At 68.6% G+C, this 19,312-nt stretch carries 28 protein-coding genes; 11 read left to right on the top strand and 17 right to left on the bottom strand.

From position 1 onward, the window contains the following. Positions 1-2 precede the first annotated feature (2 nt). Genes FB475_RS00920 through FB475_RS00945 form a run of 6 tightly spaced genes read right to left on the bottom strand, consistent with a single transcriptional unit; the run spans position 3 to position 2,708 of the window. Positions 3-371 carry a sodium:proton antiporter gene (locus tag FB475_RS00920; protein WP_141851584.1) on the bottom strand — a complete coding sequence of 123 codons (369 nt, stop codon included), beginning with the start codon at positions 369-371 and terminating at the stop codon, positions 3-5. Beyond that, complete coding sequence (locus tag FB475_RS00925; RefSeq protein ID WP_141851586.1) at positions 368-1,330, bottom strand: MnhB domain-containing protein; 963 nt, start codon at positions 1,328-1,330, stop codon at positions 368-370. Before FB475_RS00925 ends, FB475_RS00920 begins: the two co-directional genes overlap by 4 nt. Beyond that, complete coding sequence (locus FB475_RS00930) at positions 1,327-1,617, bottom strand: Na(+)/H(+) antiporter subunit B (RefSeq protein ID WP_202878220.1); 291 nt, start codon at positions 1,615-1,617, stop codon at positions 1,327-1,329. Before FB475_RS00930 ends, FB475_RS00925 begins: the two co-directional genes overlap by 4 nt. Beyond that, on the bottom strand, positions 1,617-1,949 hold the full coding sequence (mnhG, locus tag FB475_RS00935) for a monovalent cation/H(+) antiporter subunit G (protein WP_202878221.1): 333 nt from the start codon (positions 1,947-1,949) through the stop codon (positions 1,617-1,619). The genes FB475_RS00930 and mnhG overlap by 1 nt, the downstream gene beginning before the upstream one ends. Next, entirely contained in the window at positions 1,946-2,206 is a 261-nt protein-coding gene (locus FB475_RS00940) for an MrpF/PhaF family protein (protein ID WP_141851590.1), read from the bottom strand. Before FB475_RS00940 ends, mnhG begins: the two co-directional genes overlap by 4 nt. Next, complete coding sequence (locus FB475_RS00945; RefSeq protein ID WP_141851592.1) at positions 2,199-2,708, bottom strand: Na+/H+ antiporter subunit E; 510 nt, start codon at positions 2,706-2,708, stop codon at positions 2,199-2,201. The genes FB475_RS00940 and FB475_RS00945 overlap by 8 nt, the downstream gene beginning before the upstream one ends. Before the next feature lie 859 nt (positions 2,709-3,567). On the opposite strand from FB475_RS00945, the gene FB475_RS36585 reads away from it, so the two are divergent. The 6 genes from FB475_RS36585 (at position 3,568) to FB475_RS00965 (ending at position 7,075) form a co-directional block, all read left to right on the top strand. Continuing rightward, positions 3,568-3,729: a hypothetical protein gene (locus tag FB475_RS36585; RefSeq protein WP_185758987.1), complete on the top strand. Its 162-nt coding sequence runs from the start codon at positions 3,568-3,570 to the stop codon at positions 3,727-3,729. Positions 3,730-5,234: 1,505 nt separating this feature from the next. Then, positions 5,235-5,870, top strand: coding sequence for an HhH-GDP family DNA glycosylase (locus FB475_RS00950; protein ID WP_141851594.1), 636 nt, complete (start codon positions 5,235-5,237; stop codon positions 5,868-5,870). Positions 5,871-5,909: 39 nt separating this feature from the next. After that, on the top strand, positions 5,910-6,299 hold the full coding sequence (locus FB475_RS00955; RefSeq protein ID WP_141851596.1) for a VOC family protein: 390 nt from the start codon (positions 5,910-5,912) through the stop codon (positions 6,297-6,299). Positions 6,300-6,340: 41 nt separating this feature from the next. Next, positions 6,341-6,727, top strand: coding sequence for a DUF2231 domain-containing protein (locus FB475_RS38015; protein WP_202878222.1), 387 nt, complete (start codon positions 6,341-6,343; stop codon positions 6,725-6,727). Further along, a complete protein-coding gene (locus tag FB475_RS38020) occupies positions 6,721-6,843 on the top strand; it encodes a DUF2231 domain-containing protein (protein WP_202878223.1) in 123 nt (40 codons plus the stop codon). Before FB475_RS38015 ends, FB475_RS38020 begins: the two co-directional genes overlap by 7 nt. Continuing rightward, a complete protein-coding gene (locus FB475_RS00965; protein ID WP_475422006.1) occupies positions 6,809-7,075 on the top strand; it encodes a PCC domain-containing protein in 267 nt (88 codons plus the stop codon). The genes FB475_RS38020 and FB475_RS00965 overlap by 35 nt, the downstream gene beginning before the upstream one ends. A 37-nt stretch (positions 7,076-7,112) precedes the next feature. Here the strand turns inward: FB475_RS00965 and FB475_RS00970 are convergent, their stop codons facing one another. Further along, positions 7,113-7,529 (bottom strand): CBS domain-containing protein, encoded by a 417-nt coding sequence (locus tag FB475_RS00970; RefSeq protein WP_141851598.1) that lies wholly within the window; start codon positions 7,527-7,529, stop codon positions 7,113-7,115. A gap of 125 nt (positions 7,530-7,654) precedes the next feature. Between FB475_RS00970 and FB475_RS00975 the strand changes: the two genes are divergently transcribed. Both FB475_RS00975 and FB475_RS00980 read left to right on the top strand, forming a co-directional pair. Further along, on the top strand, positions 7,655-8,038 hold the full coding sequence (locus tag FB475_RS00975; RefSeq protein ID WP_141851600.1) for a hypothetical protein: 384 nt from the start codon (positions 7,655-7,657) through the stop codon (positions 8,036-8,038). After that, positions 8,035-9,258 carry an NRAMP family divalent metal transporter gene (locus FB475_RS00980; protein ID WP_141851602.1) on the top strand — a complete coding sequence of 408 codons (1,224 nt, stop codon included), beginning with the start codon at positions 8,035-8,037 and terminating at the stop codon, positions 9,256-9,258. Before FB475_RS00975 ends, FB475_RS00980 begins: the two co-directional genes overlap by 4 nt. Positions 9,259-9,262: 4 nt before the next feature. Here the strand turns inward: FB475_RS00980 and FB475_RS00985 are convergent, their stop codons facing one another. After that, a complete protein-coding gene (locus FB475_RS00985; RefSeq protein WP_141851604.1) occupies positions 9,263-10,222 on the bottom strand; it encodes a TIGR03557 family F420-dependent LLM class oxidoreductase in 960 nt (319 codons plus the stop codon). A gap of 225 nt (positions 10,223-10,447) precedes the next feature. Between FB475_RS00985 and FB475_RS36590 the strand changes: the two genes are divergently transcribed. Next, on the top strand, positions 10,448-10,960 hold the full coding sequence (locus FB475_RS36590; protein ID WP_185758991.1) for a GAF domain-containing protein: 513 nt from the start codon (positions 10,448-10,450) through the stop codon (positions 10,958-10,960). Here FB475_RS36590 and FB475_RS00995 read toward each other — a convergent pair. Next, entirely contained in the window at positions 10,901-11,974 is a 1,074-nt protein-coding gene (locus FB475_RS00995; protein WP_238331895.1) for an iron-containing redox enzyme family protein, read from the bottom strand. The two genes, FB475_RS36590 and FB475_RS00995, sit on opposite strands and share 60 nt — an antisense overlap. Positions 11,975-11,989: 15 nt before the next feature. On the opposite strand from FB475_RS00995, the gene FB475_RS01000 reads away from it, so the two are divergent. Beyond that, on the top strand, positions 11,990-12,190 hold the full coding sequence (locus tag FB475_RS01000) for a CDGSH iron-sulfur domain-containing protein (protein ID WP_141851608.1): 201 nt from the start codon (positions 11,990-11,992) through the stop codon (positions 12,188-12,190). On the opposite strand, the gene FB475_RS01005 is transcribed toward FB475_RS01000, so the two are convergent. The 7 genes from FB475_RS01005 to FB475_RS01035 form a co-directional block, all read right to left on the bottom strand. Further along, a complete protein-coding gene (locus tag FB475_RS01005; RefSeq protein ID WP_141851610.1) occupies positions 12,159-12,809 on the bottom strand; it encodes a methyltransferase in 651 nt (216 codons plus the stop codon). The two genes, FB475_RS01000 and FB475_RS01005, sit on opposite strands and share 32 nt — an antisense overlap. Then, on the bottom strand, positions 12,806-13,885 hold the full coding sequence (locus FB475_RS01010; protein ID WP_185758993.1) for a carboxylate-amine ligase: 1,080 nt from the start codon (positions 13,883-13,885) through the stop codon (positions 12,806-12,808). The genes FB475_RS01005 and FB475_RS01010 overlap by 4 nt, the downstream gene beginning before the upstream one ends. 9 nt (positions 13,886-13,894) lie before the next feature. Then, the gene (locus tag FB475_RS01015; protein ID WP_141851614.1) at positions 13,895-14,911 is read right to left on the bottom strand and encodes a DNA topoisomerase IB; all 1,017 of its coding nucleotides are present in this window, start codon (positions 14,909-14,911) and stop codon (positions 13,895-13,897) included. A gap of 5 nt (positions 14,912-14,916) precedes the next feature. Beyond that, the gene (locus tag FB475_RS01020) at positions 14,917-15,132 is read right to left on the bottom strand and encodes a hypothetical protein (RefSeq protein WP_141851616.1); all 216 of its coding nucleotides are present in this window, start codon (positions 15,130-15,132) and stop codon (positions 14,917-14,919) included. A gap of 67 nt (positions 15,133-15,199) precedes the next feature. Next, entirely contained in the window at positions 15,200-15,718 is a 519-nt protein-coding gene (locus FB475_RS01025; protein WP_141851617.1) for a DUF1360 domain-containing protein, read from the bottom strand. A gap of 7 nt (positions 15,719-15,725) precedes the next feature. After that, positions 15,726-17,321 carry an alpha-amylase family glycosyl hydrolase gene (locus FB475_RS01030; protein ID WP_141851619.1) on the bottom strand — a complete coding sequence of 532 codons (1,596 nt, stop codon included), beginning with the start codon at positions 17,319-17,321 and terminating at the stop codon, positions 15,726-15,728. Positions 17,322-17,366: 45 nt separating this feature from the next. Beyond that, entirely contained in the window at positions 17,367-18,539 is a 1,173-nt protein-coding gene (locus FB475_RS01035) for an alcohol dehydrogenase catalytic domain-containing protein (protein ID WP_141851621.1), read from the bottom strand. Positions 18,540-18,636: 97 nt separating this feature from the next. Between FB475_RS01035 and FB475_RS01040 the strand changes: the two genes are divergently transcribed. After that, a complete protein-coding gene (locus FB475_RS01040; RefSeq protein ID WP_141851623.1) occupies positions 18,637-18,990 on the top strand; it encodes a hypothetical protein in 354 nt (117 codons plus the stop codon). 62 nt (positions 18,991-19,052) lie between these two features. Here FB475_RS01040 and FB475_RS36595 read toward each other — a convergent pair whose 3' ends face one another. After that, positions 19,053-19,196 carry a GPGG-motif small membrane protein gene (locus FB475_RS36595; protein WP_185758995.1) on the bottom strand — a complete coding sequence of 48 codons (144 nt, stop codon included), beginning with the start codon at positions 19,194-19,196 and terminating at the stop codon, positions 19,053-19,055. Positions 19,197-19,312 lie beyond the last annotated feature (116 nt).

The raw sequence follows: 19,312 nt of genomic DNA on the forward strand, positions 1-19,312 counted from the left end.
GGTCAGCCGCGCAGATCGCGGACCCGGTCCGCGTCCAGGGTCCGGTAGTGCTGAGCGATCCGCACCACGGTGACGAGCAGCACGGCAGTCACGGCGACACCGATCACGATCGCGGTCAGACAGACGTTCTGCAGCACCGGATCCGCAACGTTGCCCCGGGCAAGGTCTTGCTCCGATTGTCCTCCGGGCGGCTTCAGCAACACCGGCGCGGTGGATCCCCGGCGATAGGCCGCCGAGAGCAACAACAAGTACCCCGAGGACTCGATCAACGACAACCCCATCACGATCTTGACCAGATTCCGCCGGGTCAGGATGACCGCGACGCCCAGCGCGAACACCACCACCCCGACGAGATAGTTGACAAGGATCATCGACTGTCCTCCCCGTCACCCCCGGGTTGGGTCGAGTCTGCGGCATCGGGATTCGCTGGAGTCCAGTCGTGGCGGATCGCGAGGAACGAGAAGATGACGATGGTCAGGCCCGTACCTACCTCGATCAGCTCGGCTACGGAGAACGCCTGCATGGTGCCACCGCTGCGGAACGTCTGTTCCGGTGCCAACGGCAACCAGTTCGCGCCGAACGAACCTTTCAGTGCGAGCCCGAGCGCCAGCACGACGATCACCAGCAGTGCGCCGATCAACTCGAGCACCTCCAGCGGACCCGGGCGTACCAGTCTGGCGATCCGTCGGTAGCCGAACCCGGCGTACACAAGCAACACGACCCCCACGAGCACGACGCCCGCGGGGAACCCGCCACCCGGTGAGTATCCCTGCACGACCAGATACCCACCCGCGACAGCAAGCACCGGCAACACCCATCTGATCGCCACTCGCACCACGACCGTCATCCCCTGCGCCGCCTCGGGCGCCGCGGTCCCCACCGGCTCCGCGTCCGGCGTCTCCGGCCGGCCGGCACTCGCCTCACCTGCGTTCGCCGCAGCATCATCGTCTTCGCGGGTGTCGGCGGCTCGGGCGGTGCGTTCGGTCGGGCCGACGGGCTCGTCGCCAGGGTTCTGGTACCGCTGCTCCTCCTGCCCCGCCTCCTCCTCGCCGAAGTAGTCGTGCCGCCGTTCCCGATGCCGCGCGAGCAACAGCACACTGACCACCGCCGCGAGCAGCAGGAACGTCTCCCCGAACGTGTCGAACGTCCGGGTCCCGTAGACAACCTCGCTGACCGGTTCCGTCGTACGCCAGTCAGGCAGCGCGACCGTCATCGCCTGCCGTGCGATGTGCGGCAGAGCGGCACCTTCGCGCGGCAGGTCGACGACAGCCACACCGAGTACCCCCGCAGTCGCGACCGCGAACACCCATCCGACAACGGCTCTTCTCATGGCCGGTCGTCCGGATCGTCAGCCGGCTCGCCGAGTTCGGTACGGTCCTCGACGTCGGTCCGGACCTTGCCGATCGCGATCAGGTACAGCGTCGGCAACGCGATCGCCCCGACCACGATCTGCGCGTGCGCGTCGTCCGGTGCACCGAGTACGACGAAAAGCAATCCCAGCACGGTCCCGACCAGCGACAACGCCATCGCGGCACCGGCCAGATTGCGCAACCTGACCACGAGTACGGCACCGGTGAGCACGACGGCGAGGCACAGGTAGTCGAGCACCCAGAACATCACGACCTCCCCCGCTCCCGCGGTTCGTCTGCGACCGCGCCGGACCATTGACGGATACCGGTCTTGTACGCCGCCCTGCCGAGCGCGTGTGACGCGGCCGGGTTCAGCACGAGCAGCAGGAACGCCACGATCAGCGCGTGTACGCCGTACTGCGACAGCAAACCCTTGCTGACGGCAACCGCCAGCAAGGCCGGTATCGCTCCCATCGTGATGACCTTGGACGTGCACTGGATGCGCGAGTACACGTCAGGCATCCGCAGGACCCCGATCGCCCCGGTGAGCGAGAAGAACAGCCCGACCAGCGACAGCACGACGACAAGTGCGGTTCTCACAACAGACCACGCTCCAGAAACCGCGCCCAGACGAGCGCACCGAGGTAACTGAACGACGCCATCCACAGTGCGACGTCGAGGTAGATCGTGCGGTCCGCGTACGCGGCGAAGAACAGCAACGACAAGGTCGCCTGGGTCGAGACCGCGTTCAGGGCAACGACCCGGTCAGTCACCGAGGGGCCCATTGCGAGCCGCACCACCAGCAACCCGGCCACGGCCAACTCGAGGATTGCCACTAATCCCAAGATCTCAACCATCGACGTCTCCATACCCGGTTCGCGTGCGGGCGTCGATCCGGTGCTCCAGCGGGCCGATGATCTCGCCGTACCGCCAGCCTGCTGCTGGTACGGCGACGCAGTGGTACAGGAGTTCGCGGCGCGACCGATCCAGGTCGATGAGCTGGTTGTCGACGATCAGCGAGCTGATGATCCCCACCGCGGCCACGCGGCTCTCGTCCTCGAAGCGCGTCGGCACGATCACCATTCCTGTTGCCAAAGGCAATGACAGCGTCCAGATCCGGCGCGCCAGCGAGAGGTTGGCCCGAAGTACCTTGAAGGCAACGAAACCGGCGAGCCGAAGCATCGACAGCGCCCGCCACGGCCGAACAACTGAGCCCAGCGGCGCAAGCGACCAGGCAACCAGCAGGCTGACGACCGAGCCGGTGACAAGTGATTCAACGGTCAACAGTGAGGTCAGCGCCAGCCAGACGAGAAAACACCAGAACGTGAGCACTCCGACCGTCGTCGCACGCCTAGCCATCGGCACTCCTTCCGCCCCTTCGAGCGGTACCCGTGAACGCGCCGGCACATTCGTTGCCTTATGACAACGATGCCGTGTTGACGTGAGCACGAGCGAGGGGTGAGATGGGAGCGAACAGCCCTCCAACAGCAAGGGGCCGCCCCGTCCGGTCCGCTAGGACAGGTTGATGGACGTACTTCACGGCACTGCCGACCGCGACCTCCGTCGCGGCTCCCTCGCACGCCCGGCCGCCGCGAAGCACCTCATCAGGGCGGCCACGTCCCCTCGCACCCCCCGTCCGGCCGCACCCACCGGCGCCGGCTAACAGCTCGGTCGAGCCGGGAAGCGCCGAGTGCGGTCAGCAAGAAGACTGGGTCTCCCGCCTCCCGGCCCCACCGAGTAACCCTGCACGCCCGCGCCACCCCGGGCCTCTGCACCGCATTAGCACCCACGGGGAACGCGCCCACGGGTCCCATAGGCACCTGAACGAGACGCACGCCGGGCCCGTACGCGCCACATGTACTAACAACGGTTCGTACCCACGCCACCTGCACCCACGAGCCCGCAGACACGGCACATGTACGCACGGCCCGTACCCACGACACGTGTACGCACGAGCCCCCACGGCACGTGTCTCACTAGCCCGCACAGGCCTCACGTACTCACAATTCGTATGTGGCACACGCCCGTACGCGGCACATGTACGCACGCGCACCTACGGCACCTATACGCACGGGATCCAGGGCACCTGTGCTCACGGTTCGTACACACGGCACGTGTACGCACGGGCTGCAGGCGCTCGGGCGCCACCCGAGGACGCATGGGGTGCCCGCGGGGCGGGAACCTGTATGCGGAGAGTGTCGTTCACGAGGAGGCTGATATGAGCACAGTCCCGTCACCCCAAGGTCCCATACCGCCGGTCGTCGACCCAGACCTGACCGACCCGGCCGCCCCACCAGACGATCCGGACATCTCCCCGGACCCCGACATCGAACCCAAGCCCGACGAGGACCCCGACGAGCAACTCCCCCGCGACACGTAAACCGCCACACCCAGCACCTAACCAAGCCCGAGTACTTCGGCCCGCGCACTCCGGCTCCTGGTACTTACGCCAACATCTGAGGCGCCAGTACCAGAACCGAAGAACGCGGGCCGAAGTACTTGGGGACCACGCAGCCCCGATGCCGGGGCGGCTGTACCAAGCGGCGTATTCCAGGGGCGCACTTTGGCCAGAGCAGCTGGCGGCGCCGTACCCCTCCCAGCACCCCAGCCCCAGAGGCGTCGTACCGGGCCGCAATACCCCGGGAGGCGTCGTACCGGCCGCAGCACCCCGGGAGGCGTCGTACTGGTCGTAGTACTCCACGGGCGCAGGCCAGCCGCAGTACCCGGGAGAGGTCGTAGTGGCGGCAGTTCCGGGCGCAATGCGGTTCGCCGCGTCGGCGTACTTGTCCGGTGGCCCGGGGCGCAGTCCGGGGCGCAGTCCGGGGCGCAGTACTCGGCGGCGTCGAACCGGGCCTAGCGGCCGGGGCGCGGTCTTGGGCGTGGTGCTCTGGGTGCAGCATGCGGGTCGCTGTGGGCCATGGGCGTGGGACGGGGCTCGCAGTAGGTGCCGGGTGGGAATGGGGGCGGCTGCTGGAGAGGGGTGATCGGTCGCCGACTGGTCACGGGATCGGCGACCGATCTGCTTGAGGCGGGTCGGGCCACGGTGGCGTGGCCACCGGGTTTCTGCGTTCCAACGTGGCTGGCGCGGTCGCGCTTCAGCGGCGGTCAGGTGCCCGTCGCGTTGTAGTGCTCGCCGGTGGCGGCGCAGCGTGGGTGGGCTGCGGAGCGGCTAGCGGTCGCCTCGGTTTGGGGCGCTAGTGCTCGCCGGTGGCGGCGCAGCGTGGGTGGGCTGCGGAGCGGTTAGCGGTCGCCTCGGTTTGGGGCGCCGGGGTGGTTGGCTGGTGGGTTTTGGGCTGAGGTGGTGCGGGGTTCGTCTGGTGCGGTTTGGTCGCCGGGGCCGTCGTCGGTGGAGGTGCGGGCGCTAAGGTCGATGCGGCGGGTGCGGGCGAGGTACAGCGTTCCGCCGCCGATCAGGGCTGCTACGACCAGGACGCCCACGACGATCCATACCGCGCCCTTGTAGTCCTGGGGGCTTCCGTTGGCCGAGCCTGGCGGGTTCGGGGCCGGGGAGTTCTCACCGAGGGTCGGGGAAGGAGTCGGCGCCGCCTGAGCACGTGCCGAGCCAAGCGCGCCGACTTCGGCGGCTGCCGAGGCCAGCGTGCCGCCTACGGCGGCTGCTGAGCGGCTCGTGATGGCCCGAGTAGCCGACTGGTCGCGCATGCTGGCTCCAGTGGTCGAGGAGGTGCGGGCGCTGGCTCCCGTGGTCGAGGAGGTGTGCCTAGAGGCCGAGGCGGGTGTGGCTTGGGCGGTTGTTGCGCCGGTTGTGGCGGGTGCTAGTGCGAGCACCAGCAGAGCCGCTGCGGCGAGGGTTCGCGATGCTCTGCTCATCATGGGTTTCCGGTGCCCGGGATACATACCAGCAAACGAGCCGGGCACCACGGGAGCATGCCTGACATCGTTGATCTGATCATCGAACGGCACGGACGGACGTACGCCGACGAAGCCGGTATCACCCTCGCGGACAAGCCCTCGCCGCTGTTCCAACTGCTCGTACTCGCGTCCCTGCTCAGCGCACGAATAACGGCGGGCGTCGCCGTCGCCGCCGCTCGGGAGCTGTTCGCGGCCGGATACCGGACGCCGCGGAAGATGATCGATGCAGGCTGGCAGGCGCGCGTGGATGCGTTGGGGCGCGGTCATTACCGGCGGTACGACGAACGTACGTCGACCATGCTCGCCGACGCCGCCGAGCACCTTCTCGATCGCTGGAACGGCGATCTGCGCAAGCTGCACGACGAAGGTGGAGACGATCCTGATCGGCTGCGTCAGCTCCTGCAGGAGTTCAAGGGCATCGGCCCGTCCGGCGCGGACATCTTTCTCCGCGAGGTCCAGGCGGTCTGGCCGGGCATCGCGCCGTACGTCGACCCACGCGCCGAGCAAGGCGCACACCGACTCGGCCTGACGAAACCGCCGCGCGCCGACACCCCCGCCCGCCACGCATCCCTCGCCGCCGCGCTCGTCCGCCTCTCCCGCGACCAGAAGGCCGCCGACGACCTCAAGCGCCAGCTCGCTGAGCGCAGCTGAGCTGTTCGCGGGAGCTGTCAGCCGGGCACAGGGGTAGGCATGGTTACCAAACGTGGCGATGGTGTCGGGGATCTTCGGGTGGCGACGGTCTGCGTGAACGCGACCGACATGGAGCGCGCCGCCGACTTCTGGTCGGCGGCACTGGGGTATCGGCGACCGGAGCGGATCGGTGAGCAGGACCAATTCGCCAAGCTGGAGGATCCGGCGGGGACCGGGCCCGCGGTCCTTTTGCAACGTGCTGAAGCAATTCCTGCTGCGCCGACGCCGGTTCATCTCGACCTGTACACGTCGGATCGCGATACCCACATCGACCGCCTGGTGAAACTGGGCGCGACGCGGGCCGAGGATTGGTCGTACCCGGAGGAACACGAGTTCGTCGTACTCCGGGACACCGAGGGCAACGAGTTCTGCGTCATCAACGTCAACTGACGGCCCGTGCACGGAGGGTTTCGGGTGGGGGCCGCGCGGGCATGGACGAGAGATCGCAGGGGAAGCGGCCGCGGACCGTAATGGCGGGGCCGTACGGGCATCCGTTTCATCCGACGCTGGTCATGGTGCCGATCGGTGCCTGGGTGGCGAGTGTGGTGTTCGATATCGTTGCATTGGCCAACGGGTCGGACGAGAATGTGTTTGCCGAGGGCGCCTACTGGTTGATTGCCATCGGCATCGTCGGGGCGGTGCTGGCGGCGGTCTTCGGGCTGATCGATCTGCTCGCGATTCCGCGGAAGACGGCGGCATTCCGGACCGGGATCACGCACATGGCTCTCAATCTGACCGTCTTGGTGTTGTTCCGATCGACTTCGCCATCCGCGCCGGGCGCGGGTACGAGTCGGCCGACGTCGTCGGGTTCGTGCTGAGCCTGATCGCGCTGGCGATTCTCGGTGTCTCCGGCTGGCTCGGAGGGAAGCTCGCTTACCGGTACGGCGTTCGCGTCGCCGATGAGCAGACCCAACGCGAAGGCTTCGCCCACTGAGCCTGACAGCACGAAAAGTGGTGGCCTCATGGAGTGGAGAGAGCTTAACTCCGACGACGGACCGGTTGCGCACGTACATGCCGTACTGGGCTTGTCGAACGGACACGTCCGCGGCGGGCACCTGCTGGCCGGCGAGGTATTTCCGACGCTCGAGGTGATCGTCCACGAGTCCCCCGCGAGCCTCCGCAAGACCCAGCGTCCCGAGCTGGGCCTTGCGCTCATCGATCTCTGAAACAGTTGCCGGAGGCCACCGCATACAGGCGCGATGGTCAGCTCGGCTCGGAGATCTCGCTGACGGTTCGGCCCGCTCGGCCCGGGGCTGCCTGGACCAGGTCCGCCTGGGCGAGCATCCCGACCAGTTCGTGGCCGTCGATCACCGGCAGGCGGCGTACCTGGTGGGCTTCCATGGTCTGCAGCGCCTCCTCGATCGAGTCGTCCGCGCCGATCGTCACCGGCTTGCCCTGAGCGAAGGTACCGGCTGTGGTCTGGTTCGGATCACCGCCCTCGGCGATGCACTTCACCACGATGTCCCGGTCGGTCAGCATGCCCTTCAACCGGTTGTCCTCGCCACAGATCGGCAGCGCGCCGACGTCCAGATCCCGCATCTTCCGGGCCGCGACAGTCAGCGTCTCGTTCTCGCCGACGCATTCCGCACCGGGCGTCATCAGGTCTCTTGCGACGGCCATGTTGGTTCACCATCCCGAGTAGGTTCGTCAGTACGCCGCGAGCGGTGCCCAGCACCACCTCCAGGAAACAGCCCGCGACACCGGCTCTCAGGTTGACGTGCGTGGCGCCGGGGAACTGGTTCGCCATGAAGATGGTTGCCGTCTGTATCGGTTGCCTGCTGGTGGTGACCGGCTGCGAGTCGACCGCCGACCGGGTCCAGATCAACGCTCAGAGTCTGCACAGCGACGCCGTCGACGGCGCCACGCTGGCTGGTGAGATCATCGCCGGGCGGGCCGGAGCGACGTTCGCCCGCGCGCACGCCCAGGAACTGCAGGACGACACCAGCCAGATCGACAAGAACGTCTACGACCAGCGGCTGCCGCGGTACAACGACCTGCAGCAGCTCGCGGACCAGATCGGTGCGGCGCTCGGGTCGATGGCGGTCAAGCCCGACGACAAGTCGCTCGCCCAGAGCGCCCGCGCCACCCTGCTCCGGCTCGCCGACGACGCCCAGCGGATGACTTCATGAAGAAGATCTTCAGTGTTGCCCTCGGCATCATCGCGGCGCTCGGCGGATTCGTCGACATCGGTGAGCTGGTCTTCAACAGCCAGGCCGGCGCGCTCTTCGGCTACCGCACGCTCTGGGCCGTGCTGATCGGCGTCATCGTGAGCGTGGTGCTCGCCGAGCTCAGCGGCCGGGTCGCGATCGTCGCGCACAAGGCGAACTTCGACCTGGTTCGCGAGCGCTACCCGCGATGGTTGTCCACGACAACGATGGTGGCGGGCCTGGCGGTCTGCCTGATCACGCTGTCGGCCGAGCTCGGCGGTCTCGGGCTGATCCTGCACTACGTGCTCGGCTGGAACGAGGGCTTCTTCACGCTCGTCGGCCTGCTGATCATCGTCGCCTCGAGTCTGCTGCTGTCGTTCAACACGATCGAGCGGCTCTTCGGGTACCTGGGCCTCGGCCTGGTCGTCTACCTGGTCGCCGTGTTCCACCACGGGCCGGCCTGGCACCAGATCGGTCGCGGGTTCCTGCCGAGCGGCGGCGGACCGCAGTACTGGTACTTCATCGTCGGGATGATCGCGGCGGCGATCATGCCGTACGAGATCTACTTCTACTCCTCGGGCGCGATCGAGGAGAAATGGACCACCGACGACCTGTCCGTCAACCGCGCCAACTCCGGCCTCGGATTCCCGCTCGGCGGGCTGATCGCGGCCAGCCTGACGATCGTCGCCGCCCAGCAACTGATGCCGCTGGGCATCACTCCGGACAGCCTCGGAACGGTGCTCCAGCAGGCGATGCACGAGCTCGGACCGATCGCCTTCTACGCGGCCGTGGTCGGGGCGTTCGCCGCGATCGCCGGCGCGACCATCGACAGCGCCTTCTCCTGCGGGTACGCGCTGGCCCAGCACCAGGGCTGGCCCTGGGGCGAAACGAAGGGCATCCGCGGCGCGCCCCGCTGGTACATGACGATGCTCGCCGCGGCCGGGATCGGTTTCGCGATCGTCCAGACACGCGTGCACCCGGCCCAGCTCACGGAGTACGCCGTGATCGCCTCGGCGGTCGCGATGCCGCTGTCGTTCTACCCGATCGTGCGGGTCTCGCACGACCGCGAGGTGATGGGCGAACACGCCACCGGCCTCCTCGGCCGGCCGATGGCCTGGCTCTCGTTCGCGGTGATCTGCGTCGTCGCGATCGCCGGCCCGATCCTGATGCTCGTCACCCACATGGGCGCCCTGAAGCGATGAGTTCTCAGGAGAGTTCGCGCAGTGCCGGTCCGAGCTCCTTGGTGAAGAAGTCGAAGAACCCGGACGGATCCGGCCCGGCGTTGATCAGTGCAAGGTGGTCGTAACCAGCCTCGACGTAGGGGCGGGCGACCTCGAGATGCCGTTCGACGTCCGGGCCGCAGCCGAACTGCCCGCGCAGGTGTTCCGCGGTCACCAGCTCGGTCGCGGCGTCGAAGTTCGCCGGGTTCGGTAACTCCGACTGCACCTTCCAGCCGGCCAGCGCGAACCGGAACGACCGCCGCGCCGACTCCGCGCCGTCCTCGACCGAGGAGGCCCACGCGAGTGGAACCTCGGCGTACTTCGGACCGTCCCCGCCCGCCTCCTCGTACGCGGCGACCAGGTCGTCGCGCGGCTCGGTCGCGAACAACGCGTCGCCGAGCTCACCGGCCAGTCGCGCTGCCTCCGGACCGCCGGCGGCGACCGCGATGCCCGGCAGCTCGTCCGGCAGGTCGAAGACGCGCGCGTCCTCCAGCCGCAGGTGCTTGCCCTCGTACGAGTGGTAGCCGCCGCTCCAGAGCAGCCGGATGATTTCCAGGGCCTCGCGCAACATCTCGTGCCGGGTCGCGACCGGCGGCCAGCCGGCGCCGACCACGTGCTCGTTGAGCCGCTCCCCCGCACCGACACCGAGCGTGAACCTGCCCCGGGACAGGATTCCGAGGGTCGCGGCGGCCTGCGCCACGATCGCCGGGTGGTACCGCACGAACGGGCACGTCACCCCGGTGGCGAGACCGATCGCCGAGGTCCGGGCCGCGATCGACCCGAGCATCGCGAACGCGAAGCCGGAGTGCTCGTGCTCACCCACCCACGGATGGAAATGGTCGCTGACCTCGACGAAGTCGAACCCCGCCTCCTCGGCGCGGACCGCCTGCTCGACGATCTCGGCCGGCCCGTAGGCCTCGGCGATCAGTTTGAACCCGATCTTCACGTGTCACCCCTCGTCGGACGATCGGCAGGCATGACGAACTGCGCTGCCACGGGTCAGCGGCCCGGTGCCCGGCAGCGGTCGCCGGCAAACGGATCGTTGCCGCATGACAACGAAAGTACGCTTGACGCGGCCTGGGTTCGGTTGTCTCATGGAGGCGGATCCTCAAACAGTGCGGGACCGTTCAACGCTGTTGCCAATGGCAACACCGCCATCCAGGGGATCGAGATGCACGGTCAGCTCGCGCGCGAGTTCGCGGAGACGACGGCACGGTTACAGAACCGGAAGAGACCGGGTGAGCTGCTCGACGCGATCGTGGAGCTCGCCGCCCCGGCAGTCGGTTGCCGGCACGTCGGGCTGCTGCTCTGTGGGCGCGGCCGCACCCTGCGGCACGCACGGTCGACCGACGCGGAGGCGGCGGAGGCCGACCAGGTCCAGATCGCCGTCCGGCAGGGCCCGTGCTGGTCGTGTCTGGCCCGCCCGGACGGCCCGGCCGAGGTCCTTGTCGACGACACAGTCGACGATCCGCGCTGGCCGGCCTGGAACGGCCCGGTGGTCGAACTCGGCGTCCGGAGCGTGCTGAGCTCCCGCCTGGCCACAGCCGACCGGACCATCGGTTTCCTCACCTGGTACGACGAACTGCCGCACGGCTTCGGCCCCGACTCCGTCGCGGTCGCCCATCTACTCGCCCTGCACGCCGCCGTACCCCTCGCCCACGCCCTCGAGCACACCCTGAACTGACTGAACTGACGCCGTCCTGTCAGCCAGGGCGTCCCACTTCGAGAGCAGGTGGGCAGCGAAGAGATCATCGACGACCAGCGCACAGCGAGCACCGAACAGGACGTCGCCGACCGCCTCGGGATGCTCCTCGACGTAGCTGCCGCACAGGTCATGCGCCGCGATCTGTTCGTGGACGGCATCCGCCTCCACATGCTCGGTGAAATAGCGGGCCTCGTCCTCGGACGCACCCAGCCGGATCGCGCCGGTCGCGTACTGCCGGTTCGGCAACGTGGAGGTCATCTCCAGCGCCGCCAGATGACCGACGAGCGCGCCCGTCCAGCGCTGATGCATCGCGAACAGCGACATCACGTTCGAGATGGCCAAGGTGACAGCCGGTACGTCGGGTACGTAGTGCCCGTAGCTGTCGTCGAGCCCCAGCCAGCGCATCGTCGTACGGAACAGCTCGGAGTGCATCCGCTCGGGGCGGCCGCCGCCGTACTCGTCGGCCTCGATCTCGACCAGGGCCGCCTTCGCCGCACCGCTGAGCCGGGCGATACCGAAGCTGTGCGGATCGGCCTCCTTGAGCTGGTACACGGACCGGTTCAGCACGAACTCACGGAACTGCTCCTGTGTCGCGTGCCGCCTCAGGTACGGCGCCAGGCGCGGGCCGTCGGCGTTGTCGAGCAAGCACCGCAGCTGCACCGCGACCGGTTGCGCACTCGGCGTCACCGAGCAGTTCGCCTTCAGCCATTGGATCCACGGCTGCTCCAGCCGCGTCCGGAAGGCAATGATCTCCGGATCCCACTGCCGGTCGGGATCGACGCCCTCGAAGCCGCGGTACTGCAGCTCGTAGGCGATCCACAACGCCAGCTGAACGTCGTCGTCGTACGGATCGGTCGTGGCGACTGTCTCGCGAGGAACGGCGGCGCCGAGCGTGATGCCCTCGATCATCCGCGCACTGAGCGGACCGCGGGCCGGTGGTAGCTGCATGGCGGACCGGTACCCGGCCGGATACTCGTAGATTCGCCTGTCCATGGGTACCGCAAGGGCATGACAGAGATCCGCGCCTACCCGGACGGGCCGTTGCTCGTCCGCGGCGAGTTCGAGCTGCTGGACGAGAACGGCGATCCGATCCCGGCGTCCCGCCGTACCATCGCCCTGTGCCGCTGCGGCCGGACCGCGATCCCGCCGCTCTGCGACGGTACGCACACGCTGCCGCTCAGCCGGTCGTCGGCGCGTTCGCCCGAATGACCGCCACTTCCTCCTCGACGAGGTGCGCGGGAATCGTCCCGGCGGCCTGTTGCGCGCGCATCAGCGGACCCAGCGGCCCGCGGACCCGATTCCGGATCTCGACGTTCACCAGACTAGCTCGGCGCAGCCGTTCGACGGTCTGGTCGAACCCGATCAGTGACGAGTGCACCAACAGCAGTACGCCGCCCGGGCGCAGATGAGCTGGTGCGCCGTCACACAGCGCATCCAGCACGATCCGGCCGTCATGTCCGGCTTCCCACGCCCGACAGGCGCCGAAATGCGGTACGTCGGGACGCGGCGACGGTACGTACGGCGGGTTGCTGACGATCAGGTCGAACCGCTCCCCCGCGACCGGCGCGAACGTGCGACCGCGCAGCGTCCGGACCCGCAGGCCGGCCCGGAACGCATTCAGCCGAACCGTGAGCAGCGCCCGCCGCGATACGTCGACAGCTGTCGTCTGGGCCCCGCACTCCGCCGCCGTCAACGCCAGCACACCACTGCCGGTGCAGATGTCCAGCGCTCGTGAGTGCGTCCCGAGGTTCTCCGCGCGGATCGCATCCGCCAGCATCCACGAGTCCGAGATCGGCGCGAACACACCCGGCAGGGTCAGCAATCTCATCCGCTGAACACCTCCGCGAGCCAGGGCATCATCCGTTGCGGACCCAGCGAGCGGAGGTGGTCCACCGGCGGGTCGTCGATCAGTGCTCGTACGTCGTCCAGGCCGCCAGGTGCGTACGGCTCCGAAGCGTCGACGAGATCGTGCAGGCAACGCCCGGCCGGCCGCGCTGCGCCGGTGCGGAGGTCGAGGAGCTCGCCGTGAACGCCGTCCCGGAGCGCGATCCAACGGTTCTCGGCGATCCGCCAGGACGGCGCCGGCTCCGAGAGCTGGCCGAGGTGGTAGAGCTCTGTCAGCCGGGCGGACAGCGCGTACACGAACCGCACGATCGCCCCCGCCCGCTCGGTCGTCGCCGGTACGTCGAGAACCCGCAACTCCAGCGTGCCGAAACGGACGTGTGGGCGCAGCTCCCACCACCATTCCGACGGGTCCGTCACGGCGCCGCCGCGCACCGCCCACGCAAGGTCGTCGGCGTGCTGATCCCAGGAGGCGATGATCGGCGGCACACCTTGCCGCGGGAGCTGGCCGGCAATCACCGGCCGCACGGAGCAGAGCCCGGTGTCGCGGCCGCCCGCGAACGGCGCCGTACCTGCCAACGCGGCAAGCTCCGGCAGGAGATCCCGTAGCGCGTGGTAGATGGCCAACGTGCAGTCGGCGTCGCCGAAGGCGAGGTGGATCTGCAGCGACGACACCAGTTGGCGCTCGACGATTTCGCGGTACCGGCTGTCGAGGCCTGCCGCGCGCGAGGTCGCCGCCAACTCGACGGGCCCGTCGATCAGCGGATGCACCGCGGTGGCGACCACGGCACGATCCGGACCGCACATCGTGGACAACAGCGTCCGGCACTGCCGCAGCTCCTCGACCGCCAAGGACGGGTCCTTGTGCACGGAGGTCGCGATCTCGATCTGGCACGCGGGGAGCTCCGCCTTGATCCGCGGGTCGTCGACCGCGACCAGTACGTCCGCGGCTCTCGCCGGCAGCCAGCTCACCCGGTCCACCAGCAGGAGCTCCTCCTCCAGCCCGACGGTTCCGGGAACAGTACTCGCGAAGATCGCACCCAAGGATGAGCCGCTGACCACCGCCCTCACCTACGTCCGGGCGTCCTGGTCGAGGATCCTGTTCACGGACCGTTCCACGCCCGCGCGGACGTCTTCGTCGCCGAGGTCGTCGCCGACCCGCCGGACCGTCTCGGCAATGGTGCGGCCGTGCTCGAACTGCTCGACGACGCGCGGATCGATGTACGACGAACGCGCCACCGCCGGCGTGTTGCCGAGGTGCTCGGAGACCTCCTCGAGCATCTCCTTCTCGGCCGCGACCAGAGCCTTCTTCGTTGTCGGCGGATCGGCCTCCGCGAGATCCACCGCCGCATGGACCGTCGCGGTCCAGGTGCGCAGGTCCTTGACGGTGAAGTCGTCGCCCACCAACTCGTGGAACCGCTCGTTGATCATGCTCGCGTTGATCTCGTGATACCCCTCGTCGTCGCGGTACACCAGCAGCCGCGGGCTCTTGTGCCGCCCGCGCTTCAGCGATCGCACCGCCGCGACCAGCTTGTCGTCGTCGAGTTCCGCGGTCCGGCGGATCCCGCCCTTCGCGCGGAAGTCGAAGACCAGCTTTCCTTTGCTCACCCGTACGTCGCGACGCAGCAGCGTCGCAGCCCCACGACTGCCGTTCTGCTCGGCGTACCGGGTGTTGCCCGTGCGGAAGACGCCGTAGTCCAGCATGCGCAACGCGACCGCGAGCACCCGCCGCCGGTCCAGGCCGTCCCGGTCGAGGTCCAGGTCGACCGCCTCGCGGAACGCCGGGAGCTTGCGCGCCAGCTGCCGGACCCGGTCGTGTTTGCCCGCGTCCTGGGCGGCCCGCCAGTCGTCGTGGTACAGGTACTGCCGGCGCCCGGCCTCATCAGTACCGACCGCCTGGATGTGACCGTTCGGGTACGGGCAGATCCACACGTCCTTCCAGGCCGGCGGAATCGCCAGCGTCCGGATCCGCTCGAGCACCTCGGTGTCGTCGATCACGTTGCCCTCGGCATCGTGGTAGCTGAACCCCGAACCCCGCCGCCGGCGGCTGAAACCCTCGGCGTCGGGATGGCTGCGGCGCAGTCGCATGACAATCAACCGACCGGCACGTCGGCGACGACGGCGTAGTGGTGCTCCGGTGCGTCCGGTGGTGTGTTCAGGTCACCGGCCACGATTACGTCATCACCACGGGCCTTCAGCTCGGACACCAGCTCAGCCAACGGCCCCCGCACCGTTTCGGCGATCGCCCGCTGCCGCCGCAGCCAGCGGTCGCCGAAGCGTCCCCAGACGTTCCACGTCATGAACCGCACTGGTTGCTCACCTTCCTCGGATCGTCCTTCCGGTACCCGCGACGAGGTGGCGACAAGCCGGTGAGACCTAGCCCTTCTGCTCCGCGGCCTGCTGCAGCCACGCGTAGATCAGCTGCAGGTAGTCGGCGCCCGCGACGGCGGTCAGCGCGGACGCGGCGATCCGGGTGAAGCGCGGCGCGAACAGGAACCCGAGGCTGAAACCGGTCGCCACCCAGACCGACAGGCAGAACGGGCAGCTCACCAGCTCGCCGATCGCGTGCCGGAGCTGGCCGTCGGTCCGGACGTCCTCCATCACCTCGCCCGGTGCCCCGGGTTCGCGGTACCGCGTGAACGGCATCCGCAGCGGACTGGTGATCGCGTCCTTGCTGACCAGCCGGGAGAGCTTGTGCGTCCCAGCCGTCATCAGCAGCAGGTCGTACGGCGAGATCCGCCGGCCGTCCGTACCACGCAACGCCGCTACGACGCCCGCGACACCGACCAGCCCACCGAAGACCGTCATGACGACCGCGTATCCACCCAGCGGCCGATCCGCCCCCTGCCGGTACTCGCCGGCCTCCGACCGGACCGACTCCGAGACCTTCGTCATCACGCCATCACCTCGTGTCGTCGTGTACCCGCAGCCAGCGGTACCCATTGCCGGCCAGCATGACCGAGTCCTTGCGTGCCGGGTCGTAGCGGCTGTCGGCGAGCAGATCGGCACCGACGTCGTACGGAAGCCGCAGCCGTACCTCGTCGGTGGACAGGTTGGCCAGCATCAGCACCGAGCCGTCCGCGCGGTGATGCAGTACGCCGAACACCGCCGGGTGGTCGAACGAGACCGGCTCGGACCGGTGGGACGGGAGTTCGCCCAGCTCGCGCCGGATCCGGACCAGCTGCGACACCCGGCTCAGCAACGAGTCCGACCGCAACTCCTGGTCCTCGACGTTGATCCGCGAGAACGCGAACGGGCCGGACCGGATCGGGCCCGGGCCGACCACACCGGGCGGCGCCTTGCTGAAGCCGCCGTTCAGCTCGGCGGACCACTGCATCGGCGTGCGGACCGGCATCCGGTCCGGCAGCGACAGGTCATCGCCCATCCCGATCTCGTCGCCGTACCGGACAACCGGTGCCCCGGGCAACGACTGGACGATCGCGTGCGCCACCGCGTTCCGGCGCGGGTCGCCGTCCAGCATCGGGGACAGCCGGCGCCGGACACCGCGGCCGAAGATCCGCATCTCCGCGGCCGGTGCGAACGCCGCCAGCACCTCGGCACGCTCGTCGTCGGTGAGCCGGTCGAGGTCCAGCTCGTCGTGATTGCGCAGCCAGTTGACGTACGTGCAGCCGTCCGGCGGATCCGGTTGCGCCCGCAACGCGCGCACCAGCGGCTCGGCCGAGCGGCGCGCGAGCGCGAGGAACAGCAGGTTGTTCGTCCAGAAGTCGAGTACGGCGTGCAACCGGTCGCCGGCGCCGAAGTAGTCGCCGTACTGGTCCGGCGATACGTCCGCCTCGCCCATCAACGGCGCGTCACCCGCCGCCGCGGCCAGTTCGGCGAGCAGCCAGTAGCCGTCGTCGTGCTCGTCGGCCAGCGCCGCCTGCCGGACCAGGTACGGCGCGGCGTCCACCCGGAAGGCGTCCACACCGCGGTCCAGCCAGTGCCGGATGATGCCGGCGATCTCCGCGCGGACCTCCGGCCGGCGGACGTCCAGGTCTGCCTCGTGCCGGTAGAAGGCGTGCCGGTAGTACCGGCCGGCGTGGTCGTCGTAGGCCCAGACGGAGTCCTCGACGCCCGGGAACACCGGCTCGGGCACCGCCGGGTCGTCGCGCGGCTCGGCCGCCCAGACGTAGAAGTCGCGGTACGGCGAGGCCGGGTCGTCGCGGGCCGAGCGGAACCACGGATGGTGGATCGAGGTGTGCTGGACGACGAGTTCGATCAGCACCCGCAGGTCGGCCTGGTGACACCGCTCGACCAGGTTCTCGAAGTCCGCCATCGTGCCGAACCGGGCGGAGACGTCGCGGTGGTCGACGATGTCGTACCCGGCGTCGAGGTACGGCGACACGTAGAACGGCTGCAACCAGATCGTGTCGGCGCCGACCGCCCGGATGTGGTCGAGTTTGCGCTGGACGCCGTTCAGGTCGCCGACACCGTCGCCGTCGGAGTCGAAGAACGTCGCCGGGTCGAGCTGGTAGATCACCCGTCCATCGAGTCGCATGGCCTACCGGTACCCGCCCGGCAACTCATGACGCGCACGGTGCCTTCACGGGTGCAGCAACACCTTCACTACGCCGTCGGTCTTGTGCTGGAAGGTCTTGTACGCCGCAGGGCCTTCCGCGAGCGGCAGGTGGTGCGTCGCGAACGTGTCGACGTGCAGTGGATCCTCGTCGGTCAGCAGCGGCAGGATCTGGCCGCTCCAGCGGTGGACGTTGGCCTGGCCCATCCGGAGCTGGATCTGCTTGTCGAACATCGTCAGCATCGGCAGCGGATCGGCGGCGCCGCCGTAGACGCCGATCAGCGAGATCGTGCCGCCGCGGCGGACCACGTCGATCGCGAGCAGCAACGCCGCCATCCGGTCCACGCCGGCCTTCTGCATGAAGCCGCGCTGGATCGCGTCCGGCAACAAGCCGGCCGCCTGCTGGGCCAGCCGGGCGACCGGTGATCCGTGTGCCTCCATCCCGACCGCGTCGATCACCGAGTCGGGACCGCGCCCGTCGGTCAGGTTCCGGATCTCCTCGGCGATGCCGCCGGAGTACTTCAGTGTCTCGACGCCGTTCGCCTCGGCCCGCTGCAAGCGGTCCGGCACCAGGTCGACGCCGATCACCCGGTGGCCGCGGTGCAGCGCGACCCGGCACGCCATGTCACCGATCGGTCCGAGACCCAGTACGACGACAGTGCCGCCGTCCGGGATCGCGGCGTACTCGACCGCCTGCCAGGCCGTCGGGAGTACGTCGGACAGGTAGACGAAACGGTCGTCCGGCGGACCCTCCGGCACCTTGATCGGGCCGTACTGCGCCTGCGGCACCCGGAGGTACTCTGCCTGACCGCCGGGCACCTGCCCGTACAGCTTGGTGTAGCCGAACAGCGCCGCGCCCATCCCCTGGTCACGGACCTGCGTCGTCTCGCACTGGGTCTGCAAACCCTGCGCACACATGTAGCAGGACCCGCAGGCGATCTGGAACGGTACGACCACCCGGTCCCCCGCCCGCAGTCCGCCGACCTCGGACCCGGTCTCCTCGACGACTCCGATGACTTCATGGCCGAGTACGTCACCGACGTCCAGGAACGGGCCCATCACCTCGTACAGATGCAGGTCCGACCCACAGATCCCGCTCGATGTCACCCGGACGATCGCGTCCGTCGGTTCCTCGATCCGCGGGTCCGGTACGTCGCCGTACCCGATGTCCCGTTTTCCCTGCCAGGTCAGGGCCTTCATATCGTCTCCTCGACAGCTCGCGGAAGCTCTCCGGTGCCCACTGGGCCGGCAACAGAACCGGTTGGTTATTCGACGCGCAGGCGGGCACCGGTCGGGTATGACTGTGAAGCTGAACGAGAAGGCGTTCGAGCACGCGAAGTCCCTGGTCGGCAAGGGACAGACGACCAAGGACGAGCGGGACGACTGGAGCGAGCACGCACCGACCGCGGCGGAGCAGAACGCGTACCTGGACAAGCACGGCTGGAGCGACTACGGCCTGTGGTTCCTCGGCGTCGACACCGAGATGGACGAGGAGACCAAGGGTCACTACAAGTTTCCGTACGGCGACTTCCGGCGGGTGCACCGCTGCGGCGTGATCAGCGCCGAGTCACGGGCCGCGCAGAACGACCATACCGACATCCAGCACGCACTGGAGGAGATCCACAAACTGCTGGACGGCGACCACGCCTGACCGGCCGAACAGGGGTCGAGGCGCCCCGCAGCGGGGCGCCTCGACGTGGTTGAACGGGCGGGTCAGGTGAAGATGCTGACGCCACCAGGGCCGACCAGCAGGCCGATGACGATCAGTGCGATACCCCACAGCACCGCACCACGGAAGATCGTCACGATTCCGGATACCACCAGGATCACCGCGATGATCCACAGAATGAATTCCATGGTCCTTTTCCCTTGAAGCGAGCCGGGAAGACCCGGCGGGACGATTCCCCGTGCGGACCATCCAGTGCCCGCGCCGACCGATCCAAAACCGGTGCCAAACCGGTCTCGAACCGGTT

This window comes from Kribbella jejuensis (genome assembly GCF_006715085.1).
Classification (GTDB): domain Bacteria; phylum Actinomycetota; class Actinomycetes; order Propionibacteriales; family Kribbellaceae; genus Kribbella; species Kribbella jejuensis.